This window comes from uncultured Henriciella sp., assembly GCF_964005855.1.
In the GTDB taxonomy this organism is placed as follows: Bacteria; Pseudomonadota; Alphaproteobacteria; order Caulobacterales; family Hyphomonadaceae; genus Henriciella.
The window spans coordinates 1-12,387 of record NZ_CAXFSW010000021.1 but is presented as its reverse complement, the minus strand read 5'-3'; the positions used below and the strand labels follow the sequence as shown (position 1 = coordinate 12,387).

Genomic DNA, 12,387 nt, shown 5'->3' with positions numbered 1-12,387 from the left:
TGCTTCAGAGGACGCCGAGCATTTCAGCGACGAGCGGGTGGCGCACAATATCCTGGCCTTCAAGATAGATGACTTCCGCATCCGAAAGCCCGGCTAGCTTTTCAGCCGCCTGCGCAAGACCCGAGAGGGACGGCAAGAGGTCGGACTGGTTCGGGTCGCCTGTCACCGCCATGGTGGAGTGCCAGCCAAGCCGGGTCAGCAGCATCTTGAGCTGCGTATAGGTGCAGTTCTGCGCTTCATCGATGACGACAAAGGCATTGTTCAGCGTGCGCCCGCGCATGAAGCCTATGGGCGCGATCTCGATCAGGCCTTCGCCCATCATGTGTTTGAGCTGCTGCGGTGAAAGCCGGTCGGCCAGCGCGTCGTAGAGCGGGCGCAGATAGGGGGCGAGCTTGTCTTCCATGGCGCCCGGGAGGAAGCCAATCTGCTCGCCGGCCTCGACCGCAGGGCGCGACAGGATGATGCGGGCCACCTTGCCGGACTGCAACGCCTCGACCGCCTTGCAGATGGCAAGATAGGTCTTGCCCGTACCAGCCGGGCCGAGCGCGCAGACGAGTGATTTTGTCTCCAGCGCCTTCATCAGGCGGGCCTGATTTTCCGAGCGGGGTTTGACATTCTTCTGATAGCGCTGGTCGCGCGGTGTGTTTGGATTCCTCACCTTGTCGGCATCGTCGGGGTGCCAGCCGCCATTGATGGCGTACAGCCGGGCCTCCTGCCTGGATTTGCCGCCCATTTCCTCGAGGAAGCCCATGGCTTCAATCTCGGCTCTGGCTTTCTGACGCTTGGTTGCGGCACGTTTACCCATTTGAGGATCTCCTTTTCGGGCACAAAAAAACCGCCGGGCAAACCTGCCGGGCGGCGACGAAGAACGGGGAGAGAAAAGCTCCGGACCCAGGCGGTGGGCCGGGCGGGGTAGGTGTCAGGAATGGTCTCTGGACCATCAGCACTTGCCTCGCGAATCTCATCACCATTAGAGATTACCAGTATTAAGACCCGGTTAACCAGCCCGGGTCAGCCAATAAAGTTTTATGACAATGGAGGCCCTCACATATGGCACTTTACGACCTTGATGGCGTCAAACCGAGCACTCCCGAAAGCGGGAACTATTGGGTGGCGGAGAATGCAACGGTTCTGGGCCGGGTGATTCTGAAGGAGAATGCGAGCATCTGGTTCAATGCCGTCCTTCGCGGAGACAATGATCCGATCGAGATTGGCGAGAACTCCAACATTCAGGATGGCAGCGTGCTGCATACCGATCATGGCGTTCCGCTGACCATCGGGAAGAATGTCACTGTCGGCCATATGGTGATGCTGCATGGGTGCACGATCGCCGATGGCACGCTGATCGGGATCGGGTCGACGATCCTCAACCGGGCCAAGATCGGCAAGAACTGTATCATCGGGGCGCATTCCCTCATTCCCGAAGGCAAGGAAATCCCGGACAATTCGCTCGTCATGGGATCGCCAGGCAAGGTGGTGCGGGAGCTGGATGAGGGCGCAGCACAGATGATTGCCGCGTCTGCGCAGGTCTATGTCGACAACTGGAAGCGGTTCAAATCGGGACTGACCCGGATTGATGGCTAGCGGACCTAGTCGTTGCTCGCGACCAGTTTGAGACGTGGTTCGTCCTTGCGCGGGTCTGGCGGGTAGATGGCCGTGAGCCGGTGGCGCCAGACCGGGCGCCCGCGCAGGAAGCTTTCCCCGCCCAGGGCCTGATAAAGGCCAAGGATCCGGGCACCGCCGTCCTGATGAGGAGGCTTGGCAAGAGGGGCGAGTGTCATCTCGATATCGACACGCTCACCGGTCAGGGACTCGCCTCTGGCGCGAACGATGCCGGGAAGTCTCTCCTGCGTCACCATGCGAAGAAGCTGGACCAGCATTTCGCGGTCATAGCCGGTCCAGACGCCCAGAAAATCGTGATCGGCCAGCTCTCGGCCGAGCGATGACTGGAGCTGCGCGCCGGCGGTGCGGAACAGCCAGTGATCGGCCCCTTCCTGCTGAATAACGAATAGCCGCTCTATGAGGTCTGGATGATCACGTGTGGTCGGCCCTGCCGGGAGGTCCGATGCAGCAATATTCATGCGCTGCCAGGCAGACAGAAGGGTCTGGCTGTTCGGATGGAGGGTTCTATCGAGCATCGGGGCCTGCTTCTTATTACTTATTCATGGATGGGACAGCTTTGTCGTCCGCATGGCGGTCGCCGGGGGCATCGCAAGCAATGGGCCAGTTCTTAACGGTGTCTGAGACGCGTCATCTTCCGGCATCGGAACATTTTTCGCGAATGGGGCGAGAAATGGCACGCTGTGTGCACCTCCTCAGGCGAAGAGCCACGGAGACCCCTCATGCGCGTTTCAACACGACACACTCTGTTCGCCGGTGCAGGCGCCGCTATCCTTATTACTCTGTCCGGTCTGGCATGGGCAGGCGGGAATGGGGGCAGTCATGGCTGCAACACATGCAAGCCGGCCCCTCCGCCGCCGCCAACCTATAATGGTGGCGGGCATGGCTCACCTTGCTGTCAGGGCGGTAAGGGGCATGGCGTCAATGTGCCGGGCGTAAATGTGGCGGGTCCGAACATCACGATTGGCGGCACCAATGTAAACGTGCACGGTGGCAATCTGAATGTCTCCGCGCAAAGCTATCTAAATGTGACGGCGGGGGCCTCCGCCTCCAGCGAAGTCGTTGTCTATGGTGGCGGCGGCGGTGGTTTCGGCGGTGTTGCACCGGTTGGTGTCACATCCATCGGCACGCTGGATGTGACCGGGGCAGATGAAACCTATACCGACACGGTCACCGAACAGGTCCCGACCACGGAAGAATACTGCGTCGATCAGGTGAGCTACCACATGGCCTACCGCGCCGTGCAGGCTGTCTGTATCGACGACACCGGAGCGCCACATCCGGCGTCGCAGGTCGATGGCGGCCGTGACGTTGCTTCGGGCTATAGCGGCGAGGTCTTCCGCTGCCTTGCCGGGACGCGGCTTCAGGTCAATCTGGGCGAGCTCGTCAATGGGCAGGCCAGTTTCGACCACGGCCAGACCATGGCGTGCGAAAAAGGCGAGGCGCTTGTTCACCGCCCCGGCGGTGAGCTGAGCTGCGCGCCGCAGACGCCGCAGCGCGACTGTAATGAACGTTCGCTGCTGCGCCGTTACGGCCCCGGCATCAAGATCATCGAAGCGCGTATGGCCGAAGAAGTCTGCGTGCCCCAGACGCGTACCGTCATGAAGGAAGTCACCCGTCAGGTTCAACGTGTCCGCCATGCGGAAGGCAAACCCATGGTTTTCGACGGCGGGGTAGGCCAGGGCGTCTACTAGACGAACAGGCCATCAGAGGGGATGTTGCCACTGGCACGTCGAGGGAGAAACGCTGCGCAGGATCTGCGCAGCGTTTTTTTCACCCTTGGGTACGATTTGTTCCTCTAAAATGATGAGTATGTGGGTTTCAGGCTTGCATCCCTGCATAGCGCTGCTAAAGGGACGGAGAGTCCGTCAGAGGCTCGGATAGCAAAGAATAATCACAACATTTGGAGACGTTAGATGAGGTTTCTTCCCAAACCTACTGTGAAGTCGCAGGCGATGAAAATGTCGCTTTGCGCAGGTGTTGGCCTTGCCGCACTGATGAGTGTTCCGGTCTTTTCAGCCTCGGCACAGGATAGCGAACAGGCCGATGATGGCCAGCGCCGCCTGAATGCCGTTGTGGTTGAAGCCACCCGCCGTTCGGGCACGACCGTGCAGGACGTTCCGGTGTCGGTTACCGCGTTCGATGCCTCGCTTCTGGAAGACACAGGCGTTGCCCGCCTCAACGATATTGAGCAGATCGCACCGTCGATCCAGATCGCGCAGAGCGAGTCGGCCGCGTCCGGCACCTCCATTGCCATCCGCGGGATCGGTACGGGGTCGAACAATCCAGGCTTCGAACCGGCTGTCGGCGTGCTGATTGATGGCGTTTACCGTACCCGGACAGGCGTTGCCCTGGCCGAGCTTCCAGAGCTTCGCAGCATCGAAGTGCTTCGCGGCCCGCAAGGCACGCTCTTTGGCCGCAACACCTCGGCCGGCGTCGTCTCGATCAATACGGCTGGTCCGCAGTTTGATCCTGAAGCCACGCTCGGCGTATCGACCGGCAATTACAACATGTTCGCGACCGAAGCGATGGTGACCGGCCCGATCGCGGAGAACGTCGCCACGCGCCTCGATGTCAGGCTGCGTCAGCGCGACGGTTATATCGACGACGTGAATTCCGACCGCGAATTCAACAATCTCGACCGTTTCCTGATCCGCGGCCAGATGCTGTTCGAAAAGGACGATGCGAGCCTGCGTATTATCGCAGACCATGCCCGCACGGATGAAGATTGCTGTATCGGCGTGAATCTTGTGCAGGGCGCGACGGGCGCAGCGGTCACCACCGGTGCTGCTTTTGCCGGCCTTCAGGGCTTTGCCGATGCACAGCCGGAAGATCTCAAAGTGGCGCTGTCCCCGAACCGGCCCATTAACGACGATGTCAATGAATGGGGCATTTCCGGCGAGTATCGCAACCGTATCGGTACGATCAACCTGACCTCCATCACCGCCTATCGCGACTGGCAGGCCAAACGTTCGCAGGACATCGATTTCTCCGGTATCGACCGGGCCTATCGCGATGGCACCACCATCACCGATGATGTCTTCACCCAGGAAGTGCGCCTGCAGGACAATTGGGGCGATCTCGACTGGCTGGTCGGCGGCTTCTACATGAATGAGGAGCTTGGCTATACCGATACGATCCGCACCGGGTCGCAGGCCAATATCTACACCGACCTTGTTACGGCCGGGTCTACAGCCAATGCGCTGGCCCCAACGGGTTTCCAGCTGACCGGTTCGCTCGGCTCGGCAGTGCCTTCACTGTTTGTCTCAACGCCGAACGGCCCGGCTCTGCGGATTGCCCCTGGCGTTCCCGCGGGCCTTCCGTCCTATTTTGTCCCCGGTCTTGTGAATGGCGGCGGCCAGAACAACGACGTGTTTGACGTGACGACCAATGCCGCTGCGCTCTTCACCCACAATGAGTATGCGGTCAGCGACAAGCTGACGGCGACGGCAGGTCTGCGCCTCAACTATGAGGAAAAGGAGATCGAATACGATCTCAATTCCGTTACGCCATCATGTGAGTTCTATTTCACGCCCGATGGTCAGTCGGTGCTCCAGCAGCTTGCCGCCATCAATGCGAGCCAGCTTGCCCTGCTGAACTGTAACCCGGCGGTCAACAGTGAATACAATGGCACCGACAGCGACAGCTTCGATGAGACCAATCTCACCGGTACGGCGAAACTGGCCTACGACTTCACGCCGGACTTCATGGCCTATGCCTCCTATTCGCGCGGCTTCAAGTCGGGTGGCTATAACCTCGACCGCTCTGGCTTCGACAGCGTGCTGTTTGGCGGCGATGGCGCTCAGCCTTCGGACCTCAAGTTTGATTCCGAGACGGTCGACAGCTACGAGCTGGGCTGGAAGAGCTCGTTCAATACGCTCAATGCGACGCTGAACGGTGCGATCTTCTTCCAGGATGTGCAGGACTTCCAGGAGAACTTCTTCACGGGCACCAATTTCCGCGTCATCAACTCTGACGTGGAAAGCTATGGTCTGGAGCTCGACGCCTCGATCATTCCGGCCGAAGGCCTCACGCTGCAGGGCGGCTATGCCTATACCAAGGCAGAGCGTCAGGGTGACGTGATCACGCCGCTCGGCAATGGTCAGAACGAGCTTCTGGCAGAGGGTGGCACACAGCTGACCCAGATACCTGAGCATGTCGTGACGGCGTCCGGTACCTACCTCTATGACGTTACGCCGGACCTTAAGGCGGTCTTCCACCTCAATGCCCGCTACAGCTCCGAGCACACGACCTCGGCAACCACGGCCGGCATTGCGGACAATGACGCCTACACCCTGCTTGGCGGCCGCATCGGCCTTCAGTCGGCAGATGGACGCTGGGAGTTTGCGATCTTCGGTGAGAACATCACCGATGAGTATTACAACCTCGCTTCCTTCTCTGTGCCGGAGCAGACTGGTACGATTGCCGTCTATCCAGGCCTGCCGGCCATGTACGGAGCCGAGCTGAAGGTGAACTTCTAGGCTCTGCCGCCAGTCGGCATTCATTATTGAGAGACCCCGCCAGTGCCGCTGGCGGGGTTTTTTCTTATTGAAACGCCCGCTCGTAGCCGGGGCACTTCATATACCCCTCAGCACCGGAGGACGGGGTCAGGCGCCCGACATTGAATTCATAGTCGAACCTGTCCGTCACATATGGCGCCAGCGTGAAAGGCGGCGTGTGGGCCGTTACTTGTTGGTCGTGCACATCGCAGTTGCCGCCCAGCCGACAGTTTCGCGCCGTGCTTTCCGAGGTGTAGGTCAGCCTTACAAGCGCAACTGATTCAGGCAGAAAGTAGCCTGCCTTTGCATCGAGGCGGCCCCCGGTCCGGTTATGGGCGTTCTGAACGTGGATCCAACCGGAAAGAGCTATCACGAACCGGCCAGCTACAAGTTCGGATTCGATGAGTTCGGCGCGCCCCTGTTCGTGAAAAGTTGAGTCGAATCCGCCGTCCGGACGAATGCGGCCATTGGCCGGGGCATGAAAACTGAGATCTGCAATGCCGTCCTCAAACAGAGTGGCAACCCTGCAGACGAGTTCCGGGACCGCTACTGATCGGCCTACGCGGCCCGAATATTCAAGTTTCCCCAAACGAAATTCTGCCATTTCAGAGAGCTCGAGTGAAATGACCGGTTCCAGTCCAGCGTCACGCACCATTTCTGCGAGACATCCAACAAGTTTGGCCGACTGGATCTGGCCATGCATCTCACCCAGAAAGACACCTGAATAGGAATCAATGATCTGCTCGAAGCTTGCATAAGGCAGGCATTCAGCGTTGCTGATGGCGGAGGCTGGCCGCGGAAGCTGAAATGCACCGGCGTGCAATTGAAGGACTAGTCCTGCCAGCACCATTGTTTCCGCCTCTGGCAATATCTAAGATTGCTTTCGTACGTTAAGCGCGAGCGCGGCAAGAACAAAGCTCAAAATCTCAAAGCTCGCGAACGCCCAGCCATTAAAGGTCGGGTTATCGCCAACAATGAGCGAGACGAGACGAGCGAGGGTGTAGCCGCCCATATAGACCATGAGGAACCAGAGCGCCGGACGTTCGAATCGGGCGGGGCTGAGGGCACCTACGCCTGTCAGGATGGAAGCGGCGAGGCTGACCCCGCCAAAGATGCCACGCATCTCGAACGCCGCGTTTGGGCCAGATACCGTCACGTCCAGACGCGAGGTCATGCCGATTGGGTCTATTATCGACCAGAGGCCGAAGGCGAGAAACATGAGGGCGATGAGCCCCAGAAACAGTCGTGTAAGCATGAAAGGCGATATAGGGCAGATTTCGCTGCGGCGAATCGAAAACCCCTGCCGTCAGTTGAGGGCAGGGGTCGAGGATCGGCAGATCCTGAGTCGTGTGAGAGGCTGTCTTAGTTGCCCAGCGACTGCAAGGTTGCGGCATTGCCCACAGCGGTAGCAGAGCCCTGAACGACGCCGCCATAGCTCGTATTGGCCTGGCCATAGGCGTTGATGTTGGCGCTGTTGGTCTGATTGATTCGCCCGCCGACAGAGGCCTCGCTGCAATAGTTGCAGACCGTTGCCGTGGCTGCGTTGCCGATGGCGGTCGAGGTGAGAATGCCGGCGCCGCCCGACCAGGACGCGCCTTCGAGCTTGGCATAGCTCGTTACCGTGCCAGAATTGGTCTGATCGGCATACATGACCGTGTCGGAGCCGACATTCGAGATGAGGGCTGAGTTGCCGACGCCATAAGCGCTGGACGTGGCGTAGCCGTTCCACTGGTCGAGCGTGACATAGCTCTGCGCGTCGATATCGGCGTTATTTTCCTGAACGGTATCTTCGCCATCGACACCGAGCGTTGCGTAGCCCCATTCATTGTTGACGGTTGCCGAGTTGCCGAAGCTGTTGGTGGCAGCCGTCACATTGGTGCCATCGCGCATATAGACATCGGTGGAGGCGGAAACCCGCGTGCCCGATTCGGTGCGCTGGAGAGCGCGGTTATAGTCTGTGCTCGTATAGCCGGTGGACGAGGATGCGTTTCCCCCCGCCGTGGTCGCGAAAGAGGCGGATGTGCCATTCTGGTACACATCGGCATCGGTTTCCGCCGTTACGTCGGCATTGCTGTACTGGGTCTGGTCGCTGATGCTGAAGCCGTCATAATTGTCGCTGGTCGAGACGTTGGCGATTGCGGTTGTCGCCCCCGCGGCCTGATTCGTCTGAAAGAGATCGACCCGGGAGTACGCATCGACTGTGCCTTCTGCATCCTGCTGGGCAAAATAGCTGTTTGAGCCATAACTGGTGCCGCCTGAAGACGCGTTTGCATAGGCTGTGGTGGTCGAGACCGCGGTCCCGGCCGAATAGCCTTCGAGATTGTTTGTGGCGCGGGAGACCGCATCAAAGCTCTGGCGGACTTCCGAATCGACGTCTCCGGACTTCAGCGTCGCATTGGCAAGGTTGCCGACAGAGGTGGAGGTCGACACGGCGTCGGGCGTGTGGTCCGGCAGCTGGACATCCATCTGCGACCACACATCGCCGAACTGCACCTGGTCGATCGTGCCTGAAGAGACCTGGCTGCCCGATTCGGCGCCGGCACCATCTGCACTATCGGCCATATAAGGAATGTACTGGCGATCCTGAGCCGAGGCCATTGCCGGCGCGGACAGGGCGAGGGCGAGAAGTACGGAATATGTCGCTGCAGTCTTGGGCATGCTTGCCTCCGTGAAACAGTCCTGGTGTCCAGAGCGGGTCTAGTTGCGCCCGCGCAGGACAGGATCGCGGCGGTTGTGCCATGCAGAGACAGACTGCCGCGAGGGTCCATTATACTCTTCAAGTGGCGCGCCAGCCGGGCGGAAATCGCCGGTCACACTGTTCGTCGAGATGCCGCCAGCAGTCAGCGAGCAAACATCCGATGTCGGTGCGGCATAGAGATTCGCCATCATTTCCAGAACGGCACGTTCCAGAACGGAGCGGATCGCGAGCTGGATCGGCTCCTGGGCGCGTCCACCGACACCGATGTCGAACACGTTGCCATTGGCAAAGTCGAAAACACCAAGCGAAACTTCGCGGCCGATGATCTGCTTCTGGTAGGAAATCACGTCGACGACTTCGAGCGTCTCAGTCTCCACAAGGCGAAGATCCAGGCCGACATTGATCACATAAAGCTTGGCGCCGAGCGAGCCCTTCGGGTCGGTCGCGTCGACATCGCCGACAAAGGCGTCAGCACCGATAGATCGGATATTGTAGTTGAGTTCGGTGATCCCGCCGATGAGGTAATAATCGGAACCCGGGATCGAGCCGGCGGTGATGCGGCGATAATCGTCCTGGATATCGTCGCCGATCAGGCGGTTATTTGAATATTTGAGCTCCAGCTCCGAGACGGAGGTGTCAAAACGCTCCACAAGGCGCGCGCCGGCCTTCGCGAAAGCCGAGATTGCCATGAGCGAAGCGCCCTGGGTCACACGCCGGCCACCTTCCGTATCGGCCTTGCCCGTATAGTCGAGGATGCGGCCGACAGCGATTCGCGGGGCGGCATAGCCGCTCTGGCGGGCATAGTGGCCCATGCAGACCAGGCCGTCGGAATAGGGGGTCGGATTCGCCGTCACAGGGGCGTTACCGATCGGGCTCGTATAGTTGCCGTCGGGGCCAGCGACCGGGGAGATACAGCCCGTCACAAGCATCGCCCCCCCGAGCACAGCGCCGGAAAGGCGTCTGGCAACAGGCTTCTTTTTATCGGCGGTATTGATCATTGCAGGTCGAGCTCCCCATTGAGAACGACCGACTGGTCGCCATTATTGATCTGCGTCGAGTCGATGATGACGGTGTTGTAGCTGCCGTTCGTGACCACATTGAGCTGATTGCCAATTGCCGTGCCTGATCCAAGCATGCCCGGTGCGCCTTCTGTCTGACCCCAGCTTGTATAGAGGCTGGTCCCCAGACCCGTGCCGCCATTGATCAAGCCATTGATAACGACGCGGTTATTGCTCGCATCACGTGAAGTTGCGGTAAACGGACGGCTTTCTTCCCCGGGTGCGAAGCCCCAGGGACGTTCGAACTGGGACATGCTGGATGCGGCCTGGGCGTTGGCGCCGGGCGCGAATGCCGCGCTGGCGGCGGCGATAAGGCCGGCGACCGCGGTAAGAGTGTGCGTCATATGTTTCATCTGCCGATCCCTTCTGGGGTTGATGGCAGGGGTGGTTGCAATGGGTGTGCCAGTTCGCGGGAGCAGGTGCTGGCGATTTCGCCTCCCAGGGGAACAGAGTCGCGCGGCATCACCGGCTTCGTACCCCCTGGAGGGCCGGAAATGTTCCGTTTTGTGCCACGCTGATACGCGTTGAGGCTTTGAGGATTCCTTCGCGCGGGCGCCTACCTGTGCTATGAAGGTGACAACGAAAACGATAAACACAGGGAGGATGGCATGCTCATCGAACAGATTCTCAAGACAAAGGGCGGCAACGTCCTGACCATAGACGCAAGTCAGACGCTTGCCGAAGCGGCCCGCTTTCTGGACGAGGAACGCATCGGCGCTGTTGTCGCGATGAGTGGGGAGGGGCTCGCGGGTGTCCTCTCAGAACGAGATATCCTGCGCCAGCTCGCCCGCCACGGGGCCGCTGCGCTGCAGATGAGTGTCGAAGAGTCGATGACACGCGGCGTGATCACGGCCAATCCCACGGAATCGCTCGACCAGTGTCTTGGCCGTATGACAGACCGGCGCGTGCGCCATCTGCCGGTAATGCGCGACGGCAAGCTCGCCGGGATCGTCTCCATTGGCGACCTCGTCAAATGGAAGATCGAGGAAACCCGCGCCGAGGCCGACGCCATGGCAGATTATATAAAGGGGCAGTAATCTCACCGTTCAGGTGAATTTAGCCCTTGCCAAGGTAAGCGAACAGAAGCTATATGGTCCTTTCCATCTGAAACGCCTCTGTCTATGTGGGGCCGGTGAATAGTCGGCTCAGCAAGGCAGCGTTTTGCGCCAAAAAGGCAGGGTGGCGGTGTGAACTGCCAAGTCTGTCAAGGAAGTGCAGAAGGGTTGTTGACGGAGGACGGACCGGCAAATAGAAGCCGCCCTTCTTCTGGAAAGACCTTCCGGTGAAAACGAAGTTCTGATGAGCTTCGCGGGATCCGGGTTGTGCTTCAAACACTGCAGTTTCCGGCTTCCAGCTAGTTGCTGCAGAAGAGTGCAAAAGGGTTGTTGACGGGGGTCGGGCTGGTCTTTAAGAGCCGCCCTTCTCTTGGAGACGACCTGCCAGACGGAAGGGACCTTTCGGGGTTCTGGACGGACGGCAAGCGCTTTTGTTTCTGCGGTTTTATGGCCTTGTGCCAAGAGCTGCAGAGGGTGCTGAAAAGGTTGTTGACGGGGGTCGGGCCGGTCTTTAAGAGCCGCCCTTCTCTTGGAGACGACCTGCCAGACGGAAGGAACCTTTCGGGGTTCTGGACGGACGGTAAGCGCTTATGTTTCTGCGGTTTTTTGGCCTTGTGCCGCGAACTGCAGAGGGTGCGAAAAAGGGTGTTGACGGAGTTCGGACGGCCTCATATATGCCGCCCTCTCCTGAGACGCTCAACTGGTTGAGACAGTGCCTCGCGGCACGGATCGAAAGCCGGGTTTCGCGCTTCAAATTGCAGGTTTCGCGGGTCACTGCGAAGTTCTGCAGAAAGCGCAAAAAAGGGTGTTGACGGGGAATTCGGTGGCTCATATAAGCCGCCACTTCCGAAGCGGGGCAGGTTGCTTCCGCCGAGGCAAAAAAGGGCTCCGGCCCGGCTGTTTGACATCGTAGGATTATGGAAGAGAAACGCAGGCGGCATGAACGGCTTGCGGAGCCCTCAGGGGCTCCAATGCGATCATGACGATGCGTTTCAAGGAAATACCTTTCACTTTTGCTGGTTTCGGCCAGTGATGTTGTGAAAAGGGTTTCCCGTCAAAACGCAAATTGCAATCAGCAATTTCCGGCCTCTAATTCCAAGAGGTCGAGAACGTCAGAGATCGAGCACTCAACCTGAGAGTTTGATTCTGGCTCAGAACGAACGCTGGCGGCAGGCTTAACACATGCAAGTCGAACGACATAGTGGCAGACGGGTGAGTAACGCGTGGGAACGTACCCTTCACTACGGAATAGCTTCTGGAAACGGAAGGTAATACCGTATACGCCCTTCGGGGGAAAGATTTATCGGTGAAGGATCGGCCCGCGTTAGATTAGTTTGTTGGTGGGGTAATGGCCTACCAAGACTACGATCTATAGCTGGTCTGAGAGGATGATCAGCCACACTGGGACTGAGACACGGCCCAGACTCCTACGGGAGGCAGCAGTGGGGAATCTTGCA

General features: G+C 59.2%; 11 protein-coding genes and 1 rRNA gene. 5 read left to right on the top strand and 7 right to left on the bottom strand.

Going from position 1 to position 12,387, the window contains the following annotated elements:
- Positions 1–4: 4 nt before the first annotated feature.
- Positions 5–805 carry a PhoH family protein gene (locus ABNU55_RS14145; protein ID WP_290754324.1) on the bottom strand — a complete coding sequence of 267 codons (801 nt, stop codon included), beginning with the start codon at positions 803–805 and terminating at the stop codon, positions 5–7.
- 245 nt (positions 806–1,050) lie between these two features.
- On the opposite strand from ABNU55_RS14145, the gene ABNU55_RS14140 reads away from it, so the two are divergent.
- Positions 1,051–1,584, top strand: a complete 534-nt coding sequence (locus ABNU55_RS14140; protein WP_290754322.1) for a gamma carbonic anhydrase family protein — start codon at positions 1,051–1,053, stop codon at positions 1,582–1,584.
- A gap of 5 nt (positions 1,585–1,589) precedes the next feature.
- Here ABNU55_RS14140 and ABNU55_RS14135 read toward each other — a convergent pair whose 3' ends face one another.
- The gene (locus tag ABNU55_RS14135; protein WP_290754321.1) at positions 1,590–2,138 is read right to left on the bottom strand and encodes a PAS domain-containing protein; all 549 of its coding nucleotides are present in this window, start codon (positions 2,136–2,138) and stop codon (positions 1,590–1,592) included.
- Positions 2,139–2,342: 204 nt separating this feature from the next.
- Here ABNU55_RS14135 and ABNU55_RS14130 point away from each other — a divergent pair, with 204 nt between their 5' ends.
- On the top strand, positions 2,343–3,314 hold the full coding sequence (locus ABNU55_RS14130) for a hypothetical protein (protein WP_290754320.1): 972 nt from the start codon (positions 2,343–2,345) through the stop codon (positions 3,312–3,314).
- A gap of 222 nt (positions 3,315–3,536) precedes the next feature.
- Positions 3,537–6,101, top strand: a complete 2,565-nt coding sequence (locus tag ABNU55_RS14125; RefSeq protein ID WP_290754319.1) for a TonB-dependent receptor — start codon at positions 3,537–3,539, stop codon at positions 6,099–6,101.
- Positions 6,102–6,165: 64 nt separating this feature from the next.
- On the opposite strand, the gene ABNU55_RS14120 is transcribed toward ABNU55_RS14125, so the two are convergent.
- From ABNU55_RS14120 to hfaA, 5 genes are all read right to left on the bottom strand, one after another.
- A complete protein-coding gene (locus ABNU55_RS14120) occupies positions 6,166–6,969 on the bottom strand; it encodes a hypothetical protein (protein ID WP_290754318.1) in 804 nt (267 codons plus the stop codon).
- Between the two features lie 21 nt (positions 6,970–6,990).
- The gene (locus ABNU55_RS14115) at positions 6,991–7,374 is read right to left on the bottom strand and encodes a DUF4345 family protein (RefSeq protein ID WP_290754317.1); all 384 of its coding nucleotides are present in this window, start codon (positions 7,372–7,374) and stop codon (positions 6,991–6,993) included.
- A gap of 107 nt (positions 7,375–7,481) precedes the next feature.
- Positions 7,482–8,777 (bottom strand): holdfast anchor protein HfaD, encoded by a 1,296-nt coding sequence (gene hfaD / locus ABNU55_RS14110; RefSeq protein ID WP_290754315.1) that lies wholly within the window; start codon positions 8,775–8,777, stop codon positions 7,482–7,484.
- 39 nt (positions 8,778–8,816) lie between these two features.
- Entirely contained in the window at positions 8,817–9,815 is a 999-nt protein-coding gene (gene hfaB, locus ABNU55_RS14105; protein ID WP_290754313.1) for a holdfast anchoring protein HfaB, read from the bottom strand.
- Positions 9,812–10,228: a holdfast anchoring protein HfaA gene (gene hfaA / locus ABNU55_RS14100; RefSeq protein ID WP_290754311.1), complete on the bottom strand. Its 417-nt coding sequence runs from the start codon at positions 10,226–10,228 to the stop codon at positions 9,812–9,814. Before hfaA ends, hfaB begins: the two co-directional genes overlap by 4 nt.
- Positions 10,229–10,483: 255 nt before the next feature.
- On the opposite strand from hfaA, the gene ABNU55_RS14095 reads away from it, so the two are divergent.
- Together ABNU55_RS14095 and ABNU55_RS14090 are read left to right on the top strand one after the other, a co-directional pair.
- Complete coding sequence (locus ABNU55_RS14095; RefSeq protein ID WP_290754309.1) at positions 10,484–10,912, top strand: CBS domain-containing protein; 429 nt, start codon at positions 10,484–10,486, stop codon at positions 10,910–10,912.
- 1,146 nt (positions 10,913–12,058) lie between these two features.
- Positions 12,059–12,387: ribosomal RNA gene (locus ABNU55_RS14090) — 16S ribosomal RNA — on the top strand; the annotation flags it as partial.

Excerpts from the sequence above, each read along its gene's own strand:
- hfaB (WP_290754313.1), bottom strand. The coding sequence starts at position 9,815 with ATGATCAATACCGCCGATAAAAAGAAGCCTGTTGCCAGACGCCTTTCC.
- ABNU55_RS14140 (WP_290754322.1), top strand. The coding sequence starts at position 1,051 with ATGGCACTTTACGACCTTGATGGCGTCAAACCGAGCACTCCCGAAAGC.
- ABNU55_RS14135 (WP_290754321.1), bottom strand. The coding sequence starts at position 2,138 with ATGCTCGATAGAACCCTCCATCCGAACAGCCAGACCCTTCTGTCTGCC.
- hfaA (WP_290754311.1), bottom strand. The coding sequence starts at position 10,228 with ATGAAACATATGACGCACACTCTTACCGCGGTCGCCGGCCTTATCGCC.
- ABNU55_RS14115 (WP_290754317.1), bottom strand. The coding sequence starts at position 7,374 with ATGCTTACACGACTGTTTCTGGGGCTCATCGCCCTCATGTTTCTCGCC.
- ABNU55_RS14130 (WP_290754320.1), top strand. The coding sequence starts at position 2,343 with ATGCGCGTTTCAACACGACACACTCTGTTCGCCGGTGCAGGCGCCGCT.
- ABNU55_RS14120 (WP_290754318.1), bottom strand. The coding sequence starts at position 6,969 with ATGGTGCTGGCAGGACTAGTCCTTCAATTGCACGCCGGTGCATTTCAG.
- ABNU55_RS14095 (WP_290754309.1), top strand. The coding sequence starts at position 10,484 with ATGCTCATCGAACAGATTCTCAAGACAAAGGGCGGCAACGTCCTGACC.
- ABNU55_RS14125 (WP_290754319.1), top strand. The coding sequence starts at position 3,537 with ATGAGGTTTCTTCCCAAACCTACTGTGAAGTCGCAGGCGATGAAAATG.
- hfaD (WP_290754315.1), bottom strand. The coding sequence starts at position 8,777 with ATGCCCAAGACTGCAGCGACATATTCCGTACTTCTCGCCCTCGCCCTG.
- ABNU55_RS14145 (WP_290754324.1), bottom strand. The coding sequence starts at position 805 with ATGGGTAAACGTGCCGCAACCAAGCGTCAGAAAGCCAGAGCCGAGATT.